20 protein-coding genes and 2 pseudogenes are annotated in these 20,324 nt (G+C 61.3%); 4 read left to right on the forward strand and 18 right to left on the reverse strand.

All coding sequences use genetic code 11. From position 1 onward, the window contains the following. Window positions 1-282: 282 nt before the first annotated feature. The gene (locus C4J86_RS11040; RefSeq protein WP_124370403.1) at window positions 283-1,326 is read right to left on the reverse strand and encodes an LLM class flavin-dependent oxidoreductase; all 1,044 of its coding nucleotides are present in this window, start codon (window positions 1,324-1,326) and stop codon (window positions 283-285) included. A 61-nt stretch (window positions 1,327-1,387) separates the two neighbouring features. After that, window positions 1,388-1,873, reverse strand: coding sequence for a flavin reductase family protein (locus C4J86_RS11045; RefSeq protein WP_124362446.1), 486 nt, complete (start codon window positions 1,871-1,873; stop codon window positions 1,388-1,390). 318 nt (window positions 1,874-2,191) lie between these two features. Here C4J86_RS11045 and C4J86_RS11050 point away from each other — a divergent pair, with 318 nt between their 5' ends. Beyond that, complete coding sequence (locus C4J86_RS11050) at window positions 2,192-3,598, forward strand: cytosine permease (protein WP_124370404.1); 1,407 nt, start codon at window positions 2,192-2,194, stop codon at window positions 3,596-3,598. A gap of 194 nt (window positions 3,599-3,792) precedes the next feature. On the opposite strand, the gene C4J86_RS11055 is transcribed toward C4J86_RS11050, so the two are convergent. The 5 genes from C4J86_RS11055 to ribBA all read right to left on the reverse strand — a co-directional run bounded on the left by C4J86_RS11055 (window position 3,793) and on the right by ribBA (window position 9,005). Beyond that, window positions 3,793-4,947 carry an ABC transporter ATP-binding protein gene (locus tag C4J86_RS11055; RefSeq protein WP_124366692.1) on the reverse strand — a complete coding sequence of 385 codons (1,155 nt, stop codon included), beginning with the start codon at window positions 4,945-4,947 and terminating at the stop codon, window positions 3,793-3,795. Window positions 4,948-4,964: 17 nt separating this feature from the next. Next, window positions 4,965-5,774: an ABC transporter permease gene (locus C4J86_RS11060; RefSeq protein WP_124370405.1), complete on the reverse strand. Its 810-nt coding sequence runs from the start codon at window positions 5,772-5,774 to the stop codon at window positions 4,965-4,967. Window positions 5,775-5,780: 6 nt separating this feature from the next. Then, window positions 5,781-6,698 (reverse strand): ABC transporter permease, encoded by a 918-nt coding sequence (locus tag C4J86_RS11065; RefSeq protein ID WP_164487653.1) that lies wholly within the window; start codon window positions 6,696-6,698, stop codon window positions 5,781-5,783. Further along, window positions 6,695-7,720, reverse strand: coding sequence for an ABC transporter substrate-binding protein (locus C4J86_RS11070; protein WP_124370406.1), 1,026 nt, complete (start codon window positions 7,718-7,720; stop codon window positions 6,695-6,697). The genes C4J86_RS11065 and C4J86_RS11070 overlap by 4 nt, the downstream gene beginning before the upstream one ends. A gap of 178 nt (window positions 7,721-7,898) precedes the next feature. Continuing rightward, window positions 7,899-9,005 carry a bifunctional 3,4-dihydroxy-2-butanone-4-phosphate synthase/GTP cyclohydrolase II gene (gene ribBA, locus C4J86_RS11075; protein ID WP_124370407.1) on the reverse strand — a complete coding sequence of 369 codons (1,107 nt, stop codon included), beginning with the start codon at window positions 9,003-9,005 and terminating at the stop codon, window positions 7,899-7,901. Between the two features lie 69 nt (window positions 9,006-9,074). Between ribBA and C4J86_RS11080 the strand changes: the two genes are divergently transcribed. Further along, on the forward strand, window positions 9,075-9,368 hold the full coding sequence (locus C4J86_RS11080; RefSeq protein WP_124366697.1) for a DUF1330 domain-containing protein: 294 nt from the start codon (window positions 9,075-9,077) through the stop codon (window positions 9,366-9,368). Between the two features lie 139 nt (window positions 9,369-9,507). Here C4J86_RS11080 and C4J86_RS11085 read toward each other — a convergent pair whose 3' ends face one another. The 10 genes and pseudogenes from C4J86_RS11085 to C4J86_RS11125 all read right to left on the reverse strand — a co-directional run bounded on the left by C4J86_RS11085 (window position 9,508) and on the right by C4J86_RS11125 (window position 17,834). Beyond that, window positions 9,508-10,071: an NUDIX hydrolase gene (locus C4J86_RS11085; protein ID WP_124370408.1), complete on the reverse strand. Its 564-nt coding sequence runs from the start codon at window positions 10,069-10,071 to the stop codon at window positions 9,508-9,510. Window positions 10,072-10,073: 2 nt separating this feature from the next. After that, entirely contained in the window at window positions 10,074-10,826 is a 753-nt protein-coding gene (locus C4J86_RS11090; RefSeq protein WP_065952753.1) for a GntR family transcriptional regulator, read from the reverse strand. 23 nt (window positions 10,827-10,849) lie between these two features. After that, the gene (locus tag C4J86_RS11095) at window positions 10,850-11,239 is read right to left on the reverse strand and encodes a carboxymuconolactone decarboxylase family protein (protein ID WP_065883580.1); all 390 of its coding nucleotides are present in this window, start codon (window positions 11,237-11,239) and stop codon (window positions 10,850-10,852) included. Window positions 11,240-11,252: 13 nt separating this feature from the next. Continuing rightward, window positions 11,253-11,738 carry a flavin reductase family protein gene (locus C4J86_RS11100; protein WP_065952751.1) on the reverse strand — a complete coding sequence of 162 codons (486 nt, stop codon included), beginning with the start codon at window positions 11,736-11,738 and terminating at the stop codon, window positions 11,253-11,255. A 12-nt stretch (window positions 11,739-11,750) separates the two neighbouring features. Then, the gene (locus C4J86_RS11105; RefSeq protein ID WP_124370409.1) at window positions 11,751-13,232 is read right to left on the reverse strand and encodes an aldehyde dehydrogenase; all 1,482 of its coding nucleotides are present in this window, start codon (window positions 13,230-13,232) and stop codon (window positions 11,751-11,753) included. Beyond that, on the reverse strand, window positions 13,229-14,062 hold the full coding sequence (locus C4J86_RS11110; RefSeq protein ID WP_124366707.1) for an alpha/beta fold hydrolase: 834 nt from the start codon (window positions 14,060-14,062) through the stop codon (window positions 13,229-13,231). The genes C4J86_RS11105 and C4J86_RS11110 overlap by 4 nt, the downstream gene beginning before the upstream one ends. 39 nt (window positions 14,063-14,101) lie before the next feature. Continuing rightward, the gene (locus C4J86_RS11115; protein ID WP_124362460.1) at window positions 14,102-14,692 is read right to left on the reverse strand and encodes an amino acid synthesis family protein; all 591 of its coding nucleotides are present in this window, start codon (window positions 14,690-14,692) and stop codon (window positions 14,102-14,104) included. A 167-nt stretch (window positions 14,693-14,859) separates the two neighbouring features. Further along, window positions 14,860-15,396 (reverse strand): annotated as a pseudogene (locus C4J86_RS27360) (methyl-accepting chemotaxis protein); the annotation flags it as partial. A 327-nt stretch (window positions 15,397-15,723) separates the two neighbouring features. Continuing rightward, window positions 15,724-16,803 (reverse strand): annotated as a pseudogene (locus tag C4J86_RS27365) (cache domain-containing protein); the annotation flags it as partial. A 140-nt stretch (window positions 16,804-16,943) separates the two neighbouring features. Continuing rightward, window positions 16,944-17,834, reverse strand: coding sequence for a bestrophin family protein (locus C4J86_RS11125; protein ID WP_124362462.1), 891 nt, complete (start codon window positions 17,832-17,834; stop codon window positions 16,944-16,946). A gap of 262 nt (window positions 17,835-18,096) precedes the next feature. Here C4J86_RS11125 and C4J86_RS11130 point away from each other — a divergent pair, with 262 nt between their 5' ends. Both C4J86_RS11130 and C4J86_RS11135 read left to right on the forward strand, forming a co-directional pair. Beyond that, a complete protein-coding gene (locus tag C4J86_RS11130) occupies window positions 18,097-18,948 on the forward strand; it encodes a hypothetical protein (RefSeq protein WP_177412775.1) in 852 nt (283 codons plus the stop codon). 2 nt (window positions 18,949-18,950) lie between these two features. Then, window positions 18,951-19,976 (forward strand): GGDEF domain-containing protein, encoded by a 1,026-nt coding sequence (locus C4J86_RS11135; RefSeq protein ID WP_124370412.1) that lies wholly within the window; start codon window positions 18,951-18,953, stop codon window positions 19,974-19,976. 17 nt (window positions 19,977-19,993) lie between these two features. Here C4J86_RS11135 and C4J86_RS11140 read toward each other — a convergent pair whose 3' ends face one another. Then, on the reverse strand, window positions 19,994-20,293 hold the full coding sequence (locus C4J86_RS11140; protein ID WP_124370413.1) for a helix-turn-helix transcriptional regulator: 300 nt from the start codon (window positions 20,291-20,293) through the stop codon (window positions 19,994-19,996). Window positions 20,294-20,324 lie beyond the last annotated feature (31 nt).

A 20,324-nucleotide genomic window follows, 5' to 3' on the forward strand; every position in this document is an offset into this window, starting at 1 on the left:
GCAATAGACTGTTACCGATGCTGCGATGATGGGCTGAGGCCAAAACACTGGGGTGCGGGCAAGTCCTGATGCCAGTCAGTTAAGGCGACACCGAACCTGTGGCGAGGGAGCTTGCTCCCGCTGGACTGCGCAGCAGTCCCATTGTTTGGGGCCGCTTCGCGCCCCAGCGGGAGCAAGCTCCCTCGCCACAAGTTAGTTCTCGCTTCTGCTACTTCTTAACTGACTGGCATTCGGGCAACCCCGCTCTCATGATGTGGTTGATGAGCGGGCGCCTGCAGCCGGTCAACGAAACGCGGGCATCACCTGCTCGATAAACAGTGCCAGGGACTTCTTTTTCTCGGCATGGGGCAGGCTGTTGTCGCACCAGAAGCTGAACTCATCCACGCCCAGTTCCTGGTAGTACCGAATGCGCGGGATGATCTCTGCTGCGGTGCCGATCATTGCGGTTTTGTGCAGGCTCTCCAGTTCGAACTCTGGGCGTGCGGCGAACTTCTCTTCCGGGCTTGGCTCCAGGAAACCATTGACCGGCACGTTCTTGTTGCCGAACCAGGCATCGAAGGTGCGATAGAACTTCGAGATCGCCTTGGCCCCGACTTCCCAGCCTTGCGGGTCATCAGCGGCGTGCACGTGGGTGTGACGCAGCACCATCAATTGTGGGCGGGGCACGCCAGGGTTGTTGTCCAGGGCGGCCTGGAATTTGTTTTTAAGGTCCAGGACTTCTTCGTCGCCCTTCATCAGCGGCGTGACCATGACGTTGCAGCCGTTGGCCACTGCAAAATTGTGGGAGTCGGGGTCGCGGGCGGCGATCCACATCGGTGGGGTGGGCTGTTGGATCGGCTTGGGCACGCTGGTGGAGGTGGGGAATTTCCAGATGTCGCCGTCATGGGCGTAGTCGCCTTTCCACAAGGCGCGCACTACCGGCACCATTTCGCGCAGGGCCTGGCCGCCGCTCGAGGCGGGCATGCCGCCGGCCATGCGGTCGAATTCCACTTGGTAAGCACCACGGGCCAGGCCCACTTCCATGCGTCCGTTGCTGATCACGTCGAGCAACGCGCATTCCCCCGCCACCCGCAGCGGGTGCCAGAACGGCGCGATGATGGTGCCGGCGCCCAGGCGAATAGTGGTGGTCCTGGCCGCGAGGTAAGCCAGCAGCGGCATTGGACTTGGCGATATGGTGTATTCCATGGCGTGGTGCTCGCCAATCCACACGGTGCTGAAGCCACCGGCTTCGGCCATCAGGGTCAGCTCGGTCAAGTCTTCGAACAACTGACGGTGGCTGACGCTTTCATCCCAGCGTTCCATGTGTACGAACAGCGAAAATTTCATGACGCATACCTCGGATCTATTGTTATTTTCCGCGAAAAAAGAACGGCTTTGGCGGGGGGTATCAGGCAGGCACCGGCAGGGTACCCATCTTGCCGTGGCAATACACCAGGGGCCCATTGGGCTGTGTCGGCACGATCAGGTTCTTGACCGAGCCAACCATGATTGCGTGGTCGCCGCCTTCGTATTCGCGCCACAACTGGCATTCAATGACCGCCGTGGCGTTGGCCAGGATCGGATTGCCCAAAGCACTCAGGGTCCACTCGATGCCCTGGGCTTTGTCCTTGCCTTTGCGCGCAAAGGCATAGGCTTCGCTTTGCTGCCCGCCGGACAACACATGGATGGCGAAGCGCTTGTTCTTGATCAGTACGGGGTAGGAGTCAGAGCTGTAGTTGGGGCAGAAGAGCACCAGGGCCGGGTCCATGGACAGCGAGCTGAACGCACTGGCGGTGAGGCCGACGATTTGCCCGTCGTCGTCCAGCGTAGTAATCACGGTGACCCCGGACGGAAACGAACCCATCACTTGTTTGTAGATGGCGGCATCGATCATGGGATGGTCCTCTGCTATGAAGCGGGTTTTTAATTTTATAGGTCTGATGGTATACCGTAATACAGCAGTTGCAAGGGCTTTTTTGGACAGGGCGATAAAACGTGTCTCTGACCACCAGAGCCCTCTATTACAGGGGTTTATCCTCTGGTAGCGGTTTTTCAAGGACCGGGATTACCGGATCAGAGGCGGGGCGAAAAAAGCGAATCAATCTTGTTAAATAGTTGGAATACCATAATATGGTGTTCATCTTGGGCGGCTGTAGAGCCCCCTCGGTTGGCGTCAAACAACTATAAGATCAGACAAACGCGAGTTATTCCTATGCCTCAGATGTCCCGGCAAGACCCCCTGATCGAGCATCATACGGTCGATTACGTCCCCCTCGCAGAGCGCCACGGGAAGGCCCGCGACCTGTTCACCTTGTGGTTCAGTACCAATATCGCGCCGCTGCCCATCGTCACCGGCGCGATGGTGGCCCAAGTGTTCCATCTCAACCTGCTGTGGGGGCTGCTGGCGATTGCCCTCGGGCATCTGCTGGGCGGTGTAGTGATCGCCCTTGCCTCGGCCCAGGGCCCGCGCATGGGCATCCCGCAGATGGTGCAGAGCCGCGGCCAGTTCGGGCGCTATGGCGCGCTGCTGATCGTGTTTTTCGCAGCGCTGATCTACATCGGCTTTTTCATTTCCAACATCGTGCTGGCCGGCAAATCCATCGTCGGCATCGTGCCCTCGGTCCCGGTGCCGGCGAGCATCCTGATCGGCGCTCTCAGCGCCACGGCCATCGGCGTGATCGGCTACCGCTTTATCCATACCTTGAACCGCATCGGCACCTGGGTGATGGGCAGCGCGTTGCTCGCCGGTTTTGCCTACATCTTTGCCCATGACCTGCCGGCCGACTTCCTCACCCGCGGCGGTTTCAACGCCGCCGGATGGCTGGCCACGGTGTCGCTCGGGATCATCTGGCAGATCAGCTTCTCGCCCTACACCAGCGACTATTCGCGTTACCTGCCGGCGGACATCGGCATCACCCGACCGTTTATTGCCACCTATCTGGGCGCAACGCTGGGCACCATCCTGTCGTTCGCCTTCGGCCTGGTGGCAGCGCTGGCGACACCGGAAGGCACCGAAGCGATGGTCGCGGTCAAACAAGCCACCGGCGCGCTGGGGCCGATCCTGATGGTGCTGTTCCTGCTCAATATCATCAGCCACAACGCACTAAACCTGTACGGCGCAGTGCTTTCGATCATCACCTCGATCCAGACCTTCGCCAGCCACTGGACCCCCAGCATCAAGGTGCGCGTGGTGCTCTCGGGCATTATCCTCGCCGGTTGCTGTGTGGTGGCGCTGGGCGCGTCGGCGGACTTCATCGCGCAATTTATCGGACTGATCCTCGCGCTGTTGCTGGTGCTGGTGCCGTGGGCCTCGATCAACCTGATCGATTTCTACATCATCAAACGCGGGGTGTACGACATCGCCTCGATCTTCCAGGCGGATGGCGGGGTGTATGGGCGGTTTAACCTGCATGCGATCGTGGCGTATTTCATTGGGATCATCGTGCAACTGCCGTTTGCCAATACGTCGTTGTATGTGGGGCCCTGGGCCAACCTGGTAGACGGCGCGGATTTGTCGTGGCTGGTGGGGTTGGCGGTGACGTGTCCGTTGTATTATTGCCTGGCGACGCGCAAGCACACGCAGAAGGTCCGAGCGGTGAAGTTGGGTTATTCGGACTGATCATCACGTCAAATCAAATACCCGGCGCTGCCGGGTATTTTTTTGTAGTCGGTTTTTCCTGGCGACGTAGTCTGGATCATTTGGTACAGACTTGATGCGACGCTCCGATGGCGGAACTGTCAGCTACAAACTAACTGGCGGATATTCCGCTATCGGGAGCCAGCCGCTGCCACATGAAGTCTTACAAGGCAGGCTCAGTGCGCTCCGGCCGCCTTATTCAAATCACTCTCCGCCCACTCCGTATACACACACGCATCCGCCGCGGCCCAACGCACCCGCACCGGATCGCCGGCCTTGAGTGGCATGCCCGCCGCCGAGAGCGCCTTGACCGTCATCGAAGTACCGCCGAGGGTCTTCACCGCGCAGGTCTGGCTCTCGCCCAGAAACAGCACCTCCCCGACAATCGCCGAGACCTCATTCCAGCCTGCGGCCAACGGTTGCTCGATGGCCTGTTCGACGCTCAGCGCCAGGGCCTTTTCCGGGCGCACCATCAGCAATACATCCTGCTCGGTTTGCAGGCCGCTGGTCAGGCGGATCGACAGCGACTGGCCTTCGAACGACGCTGCCGCATTGCCCTGGGCCTTGAGCTTGAGGAAGTTGGAATTGCCCAGGAACGAGGCGACGAACGCGTTCGGCGGGTTCTGGTACAGGTCGAAACCACTGCCCAGGCCGACGATTTTGCCGTGGCTGAAAATCGCGATGCGCTGGGACAGGCGCATGGCTTCTTCCTGGTCGTGGGTCACGTAGACGATGGTGATGCCCAGGCGCCGGTGCAGCTGGCGCAGTTCGTCCTGCAGGTCTTCACGCAGCTTCTTGTCGAGGGCACCGAGGGGCTCGTCCATCAGCAGGATACGCGGCTCGTACACCAGCGCACGGGCGATGGCCACTCGCTGTTGCTGACCACCGGAGAGTTGCGAAGGGCGGCGATGGGCGAACGGTTCCAGCTGTACCAGCTTGAGCATGGCGTCCACGCGTTTCTCGCGTTCGGCGCTGGCCAGTTTGCGGATGGCCAGGGGGAAGGCGATGTTGTCGCGCACCGACAAGTGCGGAAACAACGAGTAGCGTTGAAACACCATGCCGATGTCACGCTTGTGCGGCGGCACGTTGACCAGGGATTGCCCGCTCACCAGGATCTCGCCGCTGCTTGGCGTTTCAAAACCGGCGAGCATCGACAGGGTGGTGCTCTTGCCCGAGCCGCTGGAGCCGAGGAAGGTGAGGAACTCGCCGTCCTGGATGTCCAGGGAAATGTTGTCCACGGCGGCAAAGTCGCCGTAGTACTTGTTCAGGTTACGCAGGCTGACCAGGGGTTGGCCGGGGTTCTGCGCGACATCTTGGATCACTGCACTCATGTTCTGCTCCTGGGCGCTTAGGCGCTGGTTTCAGTGCGCCGACGAAGGGCGGCGGCGATCACCATGACCAGTACCGACAGGCCGATCAGCAACGTCGAGGCGACGGCGATCACAGGCGTCAGATCCTGGCGCAGGGTGGTCCACATTTTGACGGGAAGGGTTTGCAGGGTCGGGCTGGCCATCATCACGCTGAGCACCACTTCGTCCCACGAGACGAGAAAGGCGAACAGCGCACCGGCGACCATCCCTGGGCGAATCGCCGGGAAGGTCACCTTGAACACCGCCTGCACGCGCGAGGCGCCGCAGATCACCGCCGCGTCTTCAATCGACTGGTCGAACAGCTTCAGCGAGTTGATGATCGAGATGATGGTGAACGGCAGCGCGACAATCACATGGCTGACCACGAAGGCGAACATCGTGCCGGTATAGCCGAGCTTGAGGAACAGCGCGTACACCGCCACGGCGATGATCACCAGCGGCACGATCATCGGCAGCGTGAACAGGCCGTAGAGCAGCTCGCGGCCGGGGAAGCGTCCGCGCACCAGGGCAAAGGCGGTCGGCAGCCCCAGCGCGACGGCGAACAGCGTGGTCAGCACCGCCACTTTGAGGCTGGCCATTGCCGCGTTCATCCAGTCGGGGTTGGAGAAGAACTGGCCGTACCATTTCAGTGTCCAGCCCGGTGGCGGGAACACCAGCCATTGCGACGAACCGAACGACAGCAACACGATAAACACGATCGGCAACAGCAGGAACAGGCCAATCAAACCGGTGGTGGTGTAGAGGCCCAGGCGCATCCTGCGGCTCATGGCGTTGGGGGTCAGGAGCATGACGGCTTACCTCGCGTTGCTGGCGCCAACCGGGGATTCCGGCTGGAGCTTCAGGTAGAAGTAGAACAGCACCAGCGTGATGAAAATCAGCAACGCCGCACCGGCACTGGCCAGGCCCCAATTGAGGAACGATTGCACCTGTTGAATGATGAACTCGGGCAGCATCATGTTCTGCGCACCGCCCAGCAGGGCCGGGGTGACGTAGTAACCGAGGGACATCACAAAAACCATCAACCCGCCGGAAAACAACCCCGGCCGGCACAGCGGCAGGAACACCCGGAAGAAGTTGGTCCAAGGGCTGGCGCCACAGATGGAGCCGGCCTGCAGGATCATCGGGTCGATGGCCTGCATGGTCGCCTGCAGCGGCAACACGATGAACGGAATCATGATGTAGCTCATGCCGATCACCACGCCGGTGAGGTTATGCACCATCTCCAGCGGTTGATCGATGATGCCCATGGCCATCAACGCCTTGTTGATCACCCCCGAGGCCTGCAGCAATACCAGCCAGGAATAGGTGCGGGCGAGCAGGCTTGTCCACATCGACAGCAGCACGATACTCAGGATCCAGCGGCCCCAGCCGCGCGGCACGAGGGTAATCGCCCAGGCTAGCGGAAAGCCCAGCAGCAGGCTGAACAGGGTCACCAGGCCGGCCACTGAAAAGGTATTGAGCAACACCCGCGCATAGGCCGAGTTGGCGAACAGCTGTTCATAGTTGCCAAGGCCCGGTACCGGCTCCAGCACGCCGCGCAGTAACAGGCCGATCAGCGGTGCCAGGAAGAACAGGCCGAGGAACAGCAGGGCCGGGATCAAGTTGCTCGACCCCCGCCAGCGTTGCGCCAGGGATAGCGCCCCGGCCTTGTGGGAAACCGCGTCGGCAGCGCCGAGGGCGCTCCCGGTCGGCGTGGTTGCCGTCATTTTCATTTGACTAGCCATTCATTCCACCGTGTCGCAATGGCCGGACCGTTCTTGGCCCAGTAGGCGAAATCGAGGGTGATCTGATCCTTGGCGTACGCCGTCGGCAGGTTGGGCGCCAGGACCGAATCCAGGCGCTGCACGCTGTCGATATTTACCGGAGCGTAGGCGGTCAGGTTGGAGAAATCCGCCTGGCCCTTGGCGCTGCTGGCACTGGCCAGAAACTTCATCGCGGCCGCTTTGTTTTTCGAGCCTTTAGGTACCACAAGAATGTCGGCCATCACCAGATTCTGTTTCCAACTCACGCCCACTGGTGCGCCATCTTCCTGCAAGGCGTGAATGCGGCCGTTCCAGAACTGGCCCATGCTGACTTCGCCGGAGGCCAGCAACTGTTGCGACTGCGCACCGCCGCCCCACCAGACGATGTCTTTCTTGATGGTGTCGAGTTTCTTGAAGGCGCGGTCCAGGTCCAGGGGGTAGAGCGTGGCGGCGGGCACGCCGTCGGCCAGCAGCGCCAGTTCAAGCACACCTGGGCTTGGCCATTTGTAGAGGGCGCGTTTGCCGGGGTAGGTCTTGGTGTCGAACAAGGCGCTCCAGTCCTGCGGTTTGCCGGCGCCGAGCTTGCCTTCGTTGTAGCCGAGCACGAAGGAGAAGAAGAACGAGCCGACGCCATGGTCGGAGACGAAACGCGGGTCGATCTTGTCGCGCTCGATCACCGAGAAGTCGAGGGGCTCGAGCAGGCCTTCGGCGGCGGCGCGCAGGGCGAAGTCGGCTTCGACATCCACCACGTCCCACTGTACGTTGCCGCTTTCGACCATGGCCTTGAGTTTGCCGTAGTCGGTGGGGCCGTCCTGGACGACGGTGATGCCGCTGGCCTTGCTGAAAGGATCGGCCCATGCCTGCTTCTGCGCATCCTGGGTGCTGCCTCCCCAACTGACGAAGTTGACACTTTCCGCCGCCAACGCCGCCTGGCTGGCCACGCTCAACAAACCCGCGAACAGCACCGCGGTTGCACCTGTGTTCAACACCATTTTTACGCCCTCATTGTTGTGTTTATGAGCGGGGCTTGGAGTGCCCGCCTGTCGGGAGCAATCGGTCCGGGAGACCTGATTCAGGTTGTCCGGCCCATGGAATATCATATTATGGTATTCCAAACTTTGCGCAAGCACTTTGCCATACCGGCTATCCGCCGACGCTGGGTTTCCAGCCTCAGGTGAAGGGGATGCTTTCCACGACTTCCAGGTCGTAACCGGTCAAGCCTGCGTATTTCAGCGGTGGTCCGAGGTGGCGCAGTTTGCCCACGCCCAGGTCCTGCAATATCTGCGCGCCAGTACCCACTTCCGAGTAAATCCGTGACTGGGAGCGGCTGAACTGACGCGGCGCCTGGGTTAACTGCGGTACGCGTTCCAACAGTGCCTGGGACGACTCATGGTTGGCCAGCACCACCACCACGCCGCTGCCTTCTGCCGCCACGCGTTGCAGGGCGGCCCACAAGGTCCAGTTGGACGGCCCACTGTAGTCGGCACCGACCAGGTCGCGCAGCGGGTCGATCACGTGCACACGGACCAGCGCCGGCTCATCGCGGCGCAGTTGGCCCATGACCATGGCCATATGCACGCCGCCGTCGATGCGGTCTTCAAAAGTGATCAGGCGGAAGGTGCCGTGCACTGTGGGTAGGTCGCGTTCGCCGATGCGTACCACGGTGCGTTCGGTGCTGAGGCGGTAGTGGATCAGGTCGGCGATAGTGCCGATCTTGATCCCGTGCTTGCGGGCAAAGGCTTCCAGTTCGGGACGGCGGGCCATGGTGCCGTCGTCGTTCATCACTTCGACAATCACCGAGGCCGGTGTGTGCCCGGCCAGGCGCGCCAGGTCGCAACCGGCTTCGGTGTGGCCGGCGCGGGTCAGCACACCGCCATCCCGGGCGCGCAGCGGGAAGATATGTCCTGGCTGCACAATGTCGGCGGGGCCCGCGTTGATGTCCACAGCCGCCACCACGGTGCGTGCGCGATCGGCGGCGGAGATGCCGGTGGTCACGCCGGTGGCGGCTTCGATGGACACGGTAAACGCAGTGCTGAACACGCTGCCGTTACTCGGCACCATCTGCTCCAGGCCCAGGCGTTGGCAATGTTCATCGGTAAGGGTCAGGCAGATCAGGCCCCGCGCTTCGCGGGCCATGAAGCTGATAGTCTCGGCGGTGCAGCACGCCGCAGGCAACAGCAGGTCGCCTTCGTTTTCCCGGTCTTCGTCGTCGACCAGAAGCACCATCTTGCCCTGGCGGTAGTCTTCGATGATATCTGCGATGCTGTTGAAGGGCATGAGGAGTGCTCTGCTTGTTGGTTGTATGTATTATGGTATACCACAAATTCCAAGCAAGAGGATGTCTCGATGAAGGCCTATTGGATTGCCCATGTGGATGTGTCCGATGCAGAGCAATACACCCAGTACACCCAGCGCGCGCCGGCGGCGTTCGCGAAGTTCGGCGGGCGATTTCTGGCCAGGGGCGGGCGCAGTGAGGCGCTGGAAGGCGGGCCTGTGCGGCAGCGCAATGTGGTGATTGAGTTTGAGAGCTATGAGCAGGCGGTGGCGTGCTATGAGTCTGTGGAATATCAGGAGGCAAAGGGGCATAGAGCGGGGGCGGGAGAGGCGCAGATCATTATTGTGGAGGGGCTGGCGCCCTAGGCATACCAGGCCAAGTGTGGTCAAAATGTGGGAGGGGGCTTGCCCCCGATGGCGGTGGGTCAGCTATAAACAAGCTGACTGACAGGCCGCTATCGGGGGCAAGCCCCCTCCCACATTTTGAACCGTGTTTAGGCTGAGATCAGCGCATGAAGTGAATCTTGCCAATGTCATCATTCCCCATGTAGATGCCATACACCCCAGCCTGGCGTTCCTCGATGTAACGCTCGAGAATCTGCCGGATCGCCGGGTAGTAGATGCTGTCCCACGGAATGTCCTCGGGGGCGAAGAATGTGTAGGCCAGGGTTTCCAGGCCGAACTGGCCGGTGATCTCTAGCGCGATGGCGCGGAAGATGATGTACACCTCGCTGATTTTCGGCACGCTGAAAATCGAGTAGGGCGACACGATCTCGGCGCGCACGCCGGTCTCTTCCCAGACTTCGCGCAACGCCGCTTCTTCGGTGGTTTCGCCACCTTCCATGAAGCCCGCCGGCAGCGTCCAGGTGCCGGGGCGTGGGGGGATTGCGCGCTGGCACAGCAGGTATTTGCCGTCCTGCTCGATGATGCAACCGGCGATGATCTTGGGGTTGATGTAGTGGATGTAGCCACAGCCCCGGCACATCAGGCGCTCGTGGGTGTCGCCCGGTGGCAGTTGGTGACCGAGGTCACGGCCGCCGCAGGTCGGGCAGAAGCTGGGGCTGGGCACGGTCAGTGACCTATGCGCGGTTCTTTGAGCGCGATAGGCAGGGTGATCTCGGGGAGCTTGCCGGTTTCTTCCTGTTTGCGCTTGAGGTAATCCAAGGCCACGGCTGCCGCTGCACGCACGTGATCGACGCAGGCTTGGTGGGCGGCCAGGGGGTCACCGCTCTTGATCGCCTGAACCATGCGTTCCATTTCCTGGTTGCTGGCGCCACGCCGGTTTTGCTGGGACACAGACGTCGCGCGCAGGTAGCTGATACGCGCCTGCAACTGGCGCAACTGAGTGGCGGCCACGTGGTTGCCGGATCCTTCGAGCAACACATCATAGAAGCCCTGCACGGAGTCGATCACTTGCTGCAGTTCGCCTTCCTTGAGAGCCTTGCGGTTTTCCTCAAGGGCTTTTTCCAGGGCCTTGATGTCCTTGGCCTTGGCGCGCAGGGTGAACAGCTGCACGATCAAGCCTTCGAGCACGCAGCGCAGTTCATAGATATCGACGGCATCGGCCAGGGTGATGATCGCCACCTGCGGGCCCTTGGCATCGGCGAATTCCACCAGGCCTTCGGACTCCAGGTGGCGCAAGGCTTCGCGCACCGACGTGCGGCTGACACCGAGGCGGTCACACAGGTCGCGCTCCACCAGGCGGTCACCGGGCAGTAGCTGGAAATTCATGATGGCGCTGCGCAGTTTCTCCAGCACGATTTCGCGCAGGGTGACCGGGTTGTGATTGACCTTGAAGCTATCGTCGAGGGGCGCGCGTTTCATGGGGTCTGCTCTGAATGTAGCGGTTAACTGGAGGCCTCGGCATCGGCTTCGGCGAAGGCTTCACGGGCCAGCCGGAAGCTGTCCACAGCAGCGGGAACCCCGCAGTAAATGCCGACCTGAAGCAGAATTTCGCGTATTTGTTCACGACTTAGCCCGTTGCGCAAGGCGCCACGCACGTGCAGCTTGAGTTCGTGAGGCCGATTGAGGGCCGAAATCATTGCCAAGTTTATCATGCTGCGTTCTTTAAGCGACAAACCCTCCCGGCCCCACACATGGCCCCAGCAGTACTCGGTGACCATCTCCTGCAGCGGTCGGGTGAAGTCGTCGGCGTTGTCGATTGAACGCTGTACATAGGCTTCACCCAAGACTTGGGTACGAATTTTCAGGCCCTGTTCATACTTGTCGTTGCTCATGCTTCAGCGCTCCTCAGGCCAGAGTCGGCAATGGGCCCAGCTTGCCCTTGTGATAGATCATCGGCGTGACCGGCTGTGTGGGCAGGATCAGGTTCTTCACCGCACCGACAATGATCGCGTGGTCGCCGCCGTCGTATTCGCGCCACAACTCGCACTCGATGATGGCCGTGGCGTTGGCCAGCAGCGGGTTGCCCAAGTCGCTCAGGTGCCACTCGATGCCCTTGGCCTTTTCCTTGCCTTTGCTGGCGAAGGCATAGGCTTCGGCGGTCTGTCCGGCGGACAGCAGGTGGATCGCGAAGCGCTTGCTGTCGCGCAGGATCGGGTAGGTGTCCGACGCGTAGTTGGGGCAGAACAGCACCAGGGCCGGGTCGATCGACAGCGCACTGAAGGCGCTGGCGGTGATGCCGACGATGCCGCCGTCCGGGTCGAGGGTGGTGACCACCGTGACGCCCGAAGGGAACGAGCTCATGACGTCTTTGTAAATGCCGGGTTCGATCATGGTTGTGGACTCTTAACGCATCACGAAGGGATCAGGCATGGGCGCCTGGGAGAGGTTGATCCACACCGTCTTCAGCTCGGTGTAGGCCAGCACCGAATCGATGCCGCTTTCGCGTCCATAGCCGCTGTTCTTGAAGCCGCCGATGGGCGCCATGGCCGAGACGGCGCGGTAGGTGTTGACCCAGATAATCCCCGAGCGCACGTCGCGTGCCAGGCGGTGGGCGCGGCCCAGGTCACGGGTCCAGATGCCGGCGGCGAGGCCGAACTGCGAGTCGTTGGCGATGGCCAGGGCCTGGGCTTCGTCCTTGAAACGGATCACCGAAGCCACTGGGCCGAACACTTCTTCCTGCATGATCTTCATTGAGTTGTGGTCGCATTCGAACAAGGTCGGCTCATAAAACCAGCCTTCGCCGAGGTTCTGCGGGCGCTTGCCGCCGGTGCGCAGGCGTGCGCCTTCGGCGATGGCATCCGCCACCAGGCCTTCGACCACGGCCAGTTGCTGGGCGGTGGCCATGGGGCCCATCTCACTGGCGTCGTCCTGCGGGTTGCCGATGCGAATGCGTTGGGCGCGTTCAACCAGGCGCTCGACGAACTCGTCGTAGATTTCATCCTGCACCAGCAGGCGCGAACCGGACACGCAGCTTTGCCCTGACGCCGCGTAGATCCCGGCGATTGCACCGTTGATGGCGCTGTCGAGGTCGGCGTCGGCAAAAATGATATTCGGCGATTTGCCGCCCAGTTCCAGCGACAGCTTGGCGAAGTTCTCCGCGCTGCTGCGCACCACATGCCGTGCGGTGGCCGCGCCGCCGGTAAAGGCGATCTTGCGTACCAACGAGTGGCGGGTGAGGGCGGCGCCGGTGCTTGGGCCGTAGCCGGTCACCACGTTGACCACGCCTGGTGGAATCCCGGCTTCCAGCGCCAGGCGCGCCAGCTCCAGGACGGTTGCCGAAGCGTGCTCCGAGGGTTTGATCACGATGGTATTGCCAGCCGCCAGGGCCGGCGCGAGTTTGATCGCCGTCAGGTACAGCGGGCTGTTCCACGGAATGATCGCGGCGACCACGCCCATGGCTTCGTGGACCGTGTAGGCGAACAGGTCCGGTTTGTCCAGCGGCAAGGTACCGCCTTCGAGCTTGTCGGCGAGGCCTGCAGTGTAGTGGAAGAACTCCGGCAGATAGCTTACCTGGCCGCGGGTCTCGCGGATCAGTTTGCCGTTGTCGCGGCTTTCCAGCTGCGCCAGTTGTTCTGTGTTTTCGGCGATCAAGTCACCCAGGCGGCGCAGCAATTTGCCCCGTGCTGTGGCGCTGAGGCTGCGCCAGGCCGGGCTATCGAAAGCCGATTGCGCGGCCTGTACGGCGCGGTCCACGTCGGCTTCATCGGCATCGGGCAATTGCGCCCAGGGTTCGGCCAGGGCCGGGTTGAGGCTGTCGAAAGTCTTGCCGGACAGGGCATCGACCCATTCACCGCCGATGCACATCTGGAAGCGTGCGAGTGTCATGCAACGATCCCCTTTATTGGATTGTTTTGGGCGTACACGGTGTCGAGGAACCCCAGCAGCAGGCTATTGACCAGGCGCGGTGATTCCACCGGCATCATATGCCGTTGCTCGGCCAGCACCGCAACCGTGGCGCCGGGAATACGGTCGGCCAGTTGCCGGGCCATTTCCGGCGTCGAGCCGGGGTCCAGTTCGCCGGTGGCGACCAGGGTGGGCACGCGCAACCCCTTGAGGTCGTCGGCGCGGTACATGTCCTGGGTCGCAAACAGCTCGTAGGTGGTGAGGTAGCCCTGGGGGTCATTGCCCGCCAGGGTCTGGCGCAACGCGGCGATCTGCGCCGGGTTGGCCGCCTGGTATTCACGGCTGAACCAGCGCGACAGCGCCGCTTCCGCATTCGCATCCGGCCCGTGCTCGGCGGCCTGGGCCGTGCGCGCGATCACGCCGGCACGCTGCTCGGGGCTGCGGTTGAATACACTGTTGAGCACCACCAGGCTTTTTAGACGGTCGGGGTAATGCAGGGCAAACGCCCGGGCAACCAGGCCGCCCATGGAAAACCCGATCACCGTGGCCTGGGGCAGTTGCAGGTGGTCGAGCAGTTCCAGCAACTGGTCCGCATAGCCGAGCAACGGTGTGCCGGCGGCCGGGCGCGGGCTGGCGCCATGGCCGAGCATGTCATAGCTGATCACATGGTAATTCGTGGCCAGGCCAACGATTTGCCCGCCCCACATTTCTTTGTTCAGGCCCACGCCGTGGATCAAAACCACAGGCTGGCCTTGGCCGGTCGCCAGGTAACTGGTACCTGCCGGGGTGCGTTCAGCGGTGAGCCGAATCATGGAGCGCTCCTGCATGCTTTTTGTTATGGCCGGTGTCGCTTACTGGGCTTTTTCAGCCGCCAGCTCTTCCAGGTCGATGTAACGGTTGCCGATCCGTGGGTGCAGGCGACCGCCATCGGCGCAGCCCAGCACGACGACGATTTCGTCAGCGCGCGGCGCGTCTTCGATTTGCATTTCCAGGGTGATGTAGTGCGAACGCAGGCCTTCGTCGTCCTTGTGCATCATTGGAATCTGGATCGAGGTACCCGGGCCGCCGCGCTTGTTGGTGAAGCTCAGGTAGCTTTTGGCCTTGACGGCTTCACGGTAGTGGTTGCCGAAGCGCAGGGTATGGATGATCGCACTCGCGTGTTCGATCTCGCCATCGGCGCCTACCACGGCCGCTTTGCCGTAGGCCTCGATCTTGTCGGCACCGCCGATGATGCCCACCAGGCGCTCGACCATCAGCGCGCCGAGGTCGGAGCAGTTAGCGCGGATCTCCGGCTTCAGGTCTTCGACGAAACCACGGCCCAGCCAGGGGTTTTTCAGTACCACGGCCAGGCCGACCATTTTCACGGGCGTGTCGGAGGCTTTGCCGCCCTCGATAAAGGTCTCTTCTACATAACTGACGATCTTGCGGATTTCGAAACTCATGGGCTGCTCCGTCTAAGTGAGGGTCTGCGTATGATGGTATACCATAATACGAGAAGCGCAATAGGCGTGCGGCAAGATCCCAGGCAAGCGTGCGTGGGTTTGTTGAGGAGGGGGGTTATGCAGCGATCAGGCGGTGAAGGGCTCACCGCCTGTCTTGGGAGAGGACGTCAGAACTTGAAGCGGCCCACCAGCCCGTTGAGCTGACCGGAAATGTCGGTCAAACGCCCCGACCCGCTCTGCGCCGTATGCGCAAACTCTTCAACCAACTGCGCATCGGCATGAATCTGTGCGATGTGCCGGTTGATCTCTTCGGCCACTTGGTGCTGCTCTTCGGCGGCGGTGGCGATCTGGGTGTTCTGGTCGCGAATCGAGTCCACCGAACCGCGAATCTTGTCAAAGCTGTCGCGGGCCTGCTGGATGCGTTCCACGCTGGTGTGCGACCCCTGCAGGCTGCTTTGCATTTGCTGGGTGACTTCCTTGGTGCGGCGGGCAAGATTGCCCAGCAGGCTGTCGATCTCGCCGGTGGAGTCGGCGGTGCGGCGGGCGAGGGCGCGGACTTCGTCGGCGACCACGGCGAACCCTCGGCCCTGATCGCCGGCGCGTGCGGCTTCAATCGCAGCGTTGAGCGCCAGCAGGTTGGTCTGTTCGGCAATCGAGCGGATGGTATCGAGGATGGCGTTGATGTTCTGGCTGTCTTGTTCGAGCAACTGCATGGTCTGCGTGGATTTCTGCAGGTCTTCGCTGAGCTTGAGCACGCTGCCGGTGGCTTCGCCGATGTGCTGCTGGCCGTTGTGTACGTCGCGATAGCCTTCGTCGGCACTCGACGCGGCGGCGCTGCACGAGCGCGCCACTTCATTGGCGGTGGCCACCATTTCGTTGAAGGCGGTGCTCACCAGTTCCACGGCTTCGCGTTGGCGGCCGGCGGCCTGGTTCATGTTGTGCGCGACTTCACGGGTGTCGGCGGCGGCGGTTTGCAGGTCTGAGGATGCGTTGCCGATGCGCTGCACCAGCTGGGCGATCATGCTCAGGAACTGGTTGAACCAACCGGCCAGGCTGGCGGTTTCGTCCTTGCCCTGCACCTTGAGCTGGCGCGTGAGGTCGCCTTCACCTTCGGCAATTTCCTGCAGGCCGTCGGCCACGCCGCGAATCGGGCGCACGATCACGCGGGCGAAACTGGCGCCGACGATGGCGAACACCAGCGCCAGGACGGCGGCGATGGCAGCGATCAACCACGTCAGGCGGGTGGCGCCGGCCATCACTTCGTCACGCTTGATCAGGCCGATAAAGCGCCAGCCCAGGTCTTTGGAACTGACCACGTTGGCCATGTAGGCCACGCCGTCGATGTTCACCTCGGTCACCCCATCACCGTCCTTGGCCAGTTCGGCGTAGTTCGGCCCCAAGCTGGCCAGGGGCTTGAAGTTATGCTTGGCATCGCTGGGATCCACCAGCACGTTTCCGTCGGCCTCCACCAGCATCAGGTAGCCGCTGTCGCCCAGCTTGATGGTGCGCACCAGTTCGGTGAGCTGCTTGAGCGACACGTCCAGGCCGACCACGCCAAGGATATTGCCAGTGGTGTCGGCGACGGTATGCACGGTACCGATCAGCACCACATCGTCCGGTGCCCAGTAATAGGCACCGGTGCGCACGGTCTTGCCCGGCGCAGCAATGGCCGCCTGGTACCAGGGGCGCACGCGTGGGTCGTAGTTGGTCAGTTTGGTGTCGTCCGGCCAGCTGGCGTAGCCGCCGTCGCGCAGGCCCAGGGACAGGTAGGCAGTGCTGGGATGGCTTTTGGCGAATTGGTCGAAAATCGCCAGCAGTTCGGTGTTGGTCGGTGTGAGCGGGATTTGCGCGGCGTCCGCGCTGGCGTAGCTCTTGAGGTCCTTGGCCGCGATAACGCGCGGGTCCTTGGCCACGTACTCGACGTTCTGGCTGATGCCGTCGAAAAACTGCTTCATGCCATTGTCGATCTGGCGGATTTCGCGGCCGCTGCTGTCGAGAAAGTTGGCGAGGGCGCCTTCGCGCACATTCAGCACCACGATCATCGCGACCAGGACGACCGGGAGGCACGCGATGGCCGCAAACGCCCATGTCAGCTTCTGCTTGATATTCATGACTTCACCCGCGGGTATTTATAGTTTTGGCAAGGGAGAAAACGGTCGTGCTGTGCGTCGCATGCGTTTTATGAGGACATGGTCATGCTTACCCTCGATATATCGACCGAGGGCGGCGGCACTTGAGGGGAGGGGGGCAATCAGCCGATCTGGTCACCGGCCAGGGCGTCACGGCGCATCGACTGCAGGTTCTTCTCGATGGTTTCGCAGATCGCTTCCATTTGAATCTGATGTTCACTGGAGCGAAACGGGCTTTGCAGGTCGGTGCCGATGCGCTCGATGGCCAGCAGCATGAAGCCCACCACTGTGGAGGCCAGCGGGGTGAACCAGCCGAGGGATTCCACCAGGCCCACGGGCACGATCAGGCAGAACAGCGAGATGAACAGACGTGGAAAATACACGTAAGGGTAGGGCAGCGGCGTGTTGGCGATCCGCTCCATGCCGCCCTGGGCATTGGACAGGTCCACCAGCGTCGACTCCAGCCGCGCCAGGCGGATGCTGTCCAGGTGACCGGCCTTGTATTCCCGGGCCAGCAAGGCGGCCGAGCCGGTGAGAATGTCGTTGGCGAAGTTGTTGGTGGCGCCATTGCGGGCGAATTCCGCGTCAGGGATGAACGCGCGCACTTCCTCCGGGCAGGGCTCGCCCTTGAGGTGCGCGGCCAGGCAATTCACATAGGCCACATGACGGCGCAACAGCGTGGATTTGATCGGGTTCACTTCGCTGTCGGGATCGTCCAGCAGGGTCAGTACCTGGCGCGCGAAGCTGCGCGAGTTGTTGACCATCGAGCCCCATAAGGTGCGCGCTTCCCACCAGCGGTTGTAGGCGCTGCTGTTACGGAAACTGATCAGCACCACCAGTGCCGAACCCAGCAAGGTCAGGGGCATCAGCGGCAGGTTGATCTTGGAGTTGAGGAACAGCATGAAATCCACCGTGACGGCGATATCCCACAGCAACAGCCAGAACAGGGCCCAGCCCACATAGCCCATGGTCTTGATGATCAGGCGGTATTTCTTGAGAAGGGCAGCTTTCAAACGAGAACCTCGCGGCGTGCGGTTGGCAACAGTGCCAGGTTACGACGCCGTAGACGGGTGAAGGTTCGCCTGACGGGACCCGGTTCGGGAAATCTGGAACAACTTTGGTACTGATGTCGTCTGGCGCGGCAATCGCTGTACATTGCGCCGAGGCAAAAAGCCATTAACCGCAGGGTTTACCACGTGATTTGTTTTGGGGCCGGGCTGCAGGGATTTCGTAGCTGAGATCAGTGGAATCAAGTTGGATGATCAGGGCTCTTTCATGCATGTCAGTTCGTTGAAGTCGGCTATGTGTAATACCGCGCAAGCGCTCGAACGTCATAGGGATTTTGAATCGTGCTTGAGAGCGCATTACCACGTGCTGCTCGTGCCCTATTCCAGACGACCGTTTTTCTATAAGAGTGCACTTAAATACAGCCGTTTGATGGTGTCGTTTGCGTTATTGAGCGAGTACTTCGCCACACCGCTGCCGTTGTTGTCCGAAGTTAAAAACCTGTGCGTGACGCGCAGGTATTGTTCGAAAAACAGCCTGGAATCGATCTTTCTGTTGTTTCGTGCGCTGGGCTTCATGGAGGTTGCGCCGCACCCCGAAGACAGTCGCTTCAGGGTGTATGCGCCCTCGGACGAAGCCTGCCGTGAAGCGCGCCTGATGTTGACCTCACTCACGGAGTCGTTGGCGCGGCTGTACCCCGAGAGGGCGATTTTTCAACAATTGCGCGAGTTGGATGACCGCGGTTTCCTGGCCCTTTACTTCAGGGGGTTTGCCATCATTCTCGACGCCGACCTCACGGTCGATGTATTGCTGCCCGAGTGTTACTGGCTGGTGAAAAGAGACGCCGGGCACCTGTTGATGTTGGCCATTTATAACGATGCCTTTGCGCCGGAAAATGATCGGGCAACGTTCAGGTCATCTTCGTATCTGGCATTGGCCAAGCAACTTTCGGTGTCCAAGACCCACATTATTCGAATGGTGCAGGAGGGCGTGGAAAAAGGCTATTTCAAAGCGCACTCCAAGACCCGGCTGGAAGTTCTGCCGCCCTTTGTCAGCCTGGTAAAGCGGTTCATGGCCTTTTCATTTGCGGTTGGCCTGCATGCTATTGAAATGGGAGCGTAGGGATGCCTGCTCACTTGAAGTTAAGGCCCAGGATGCGCCGGTTGCTGTCGCCTGCGGTAACGCAAGCCGAATGGATAGGCATCGTTGCCTGGATTGGTATCGGCTTGATCCAGGCGATGATGTTCGACCCGTATGTGTTGAGCGTCACCCTCGGCCTGTTAGTTGTGTGCCGTGTTCATTCACTGACGACGAACTTCCTGTTGTGGCGGTTGCTGGGGGTGAGCTATATCGTGCTGTTGTCGGTGGGGTTTGCCTACATCATTCACTTGAATCCGCCATTGCGTATCTACGGCTTGCCCCTGGCCGTCACCCTGGTTGTCGGCAGCGCGATCCTGTTTATCAGTGTCCAGGATTATCTGGTCGGCGCCCTGTCGGTCTGGCTTATCCTGTGGTCGCCGATGCAGGCCGAACTCTATGCCGCAACCCAAAGTTATCTGCTGATATTTTGCGCGTCGTCGGTGTCGATCGGTTTCATCCTGAGTTACTCATACTTGAAGAACCTGCGTTCGGTGCTGCTGGTGGAAAGTGAGTTTCGCGCATTGGCCGAGACCGATTACCTGACCTCTATCCTCAACCGACGCGCGTTCATGCAAAGCTTCGAAAAGTTGCTCGACAGCGGCCAGGGCGGCTACTTCATCATGTTGGATATCGACAGTTTCAAGGCCAAGAACGACCTGTACGGCCACGACGTCGGCGATAAGATTTTGCGCGCCATGGCGCTCTGCCTGAAAAACGCCAAAGGCAGCCACAGCTTTGGACGCATCGGTGGGGAAGAGTTCGGCGTGTTGTTGCAGGGCGATGACTCGGCGCTGGCCGGCGAGTTTGTGCTGGATTTGTTGCAGGCGATCCGCTGCAGCGTCGCCCCGCCGCACAACTACACGTGCAGTGCCGGCATGGCGCGCTTTTCGGCAGGTGACGAATTGTCGACAGTGCTCAAGTTAGCCGACAAAAACCTGTATGGCGCCAAGCGCAACGGCAAGGACTGTGTGCATCTGGATGGCGCGCCGCTGCGGTCGGTTACGGCCTGAAGCGCAGGGGCCGGTGTTCAGCGCTGGGCAAGCACACTCGCCAGCAAGCCGGGGAAGCGGCCTTCGAGCTCTTCGCGACGCAACGAGTTCATGTGGGTGGTGCCGACATTGCGGGTGTTCACCAGGCCCGCATCGCGTAACACCCTGAAGTGGTGGGACATGCTCGATTTGGGGCGCCCGCCGTCCAGTTCGCCACATGTGGCTTCGGGCACGCCGGCCAGGCAGCGCACGATTTCCAGACGCACGGGGTCGCTGAGGGCGTAGAGCACGCGCTCAAGTGTCAGCTCTTGCGGGGTAGGGTGTTTGAAGGCTCGCATGGCGCGGATCATAACAGGGGGGTAGCGTTGA

It is taken from the genome of Pseudomonas sp. R2-7-07, from assembly GCF_003852355.1.
GTDB lineage: Bacteria > Pseudomonadota > Gammaproteobacteria > Pseudomonadales > Pseudomonadaceae > Aquipseudomonas.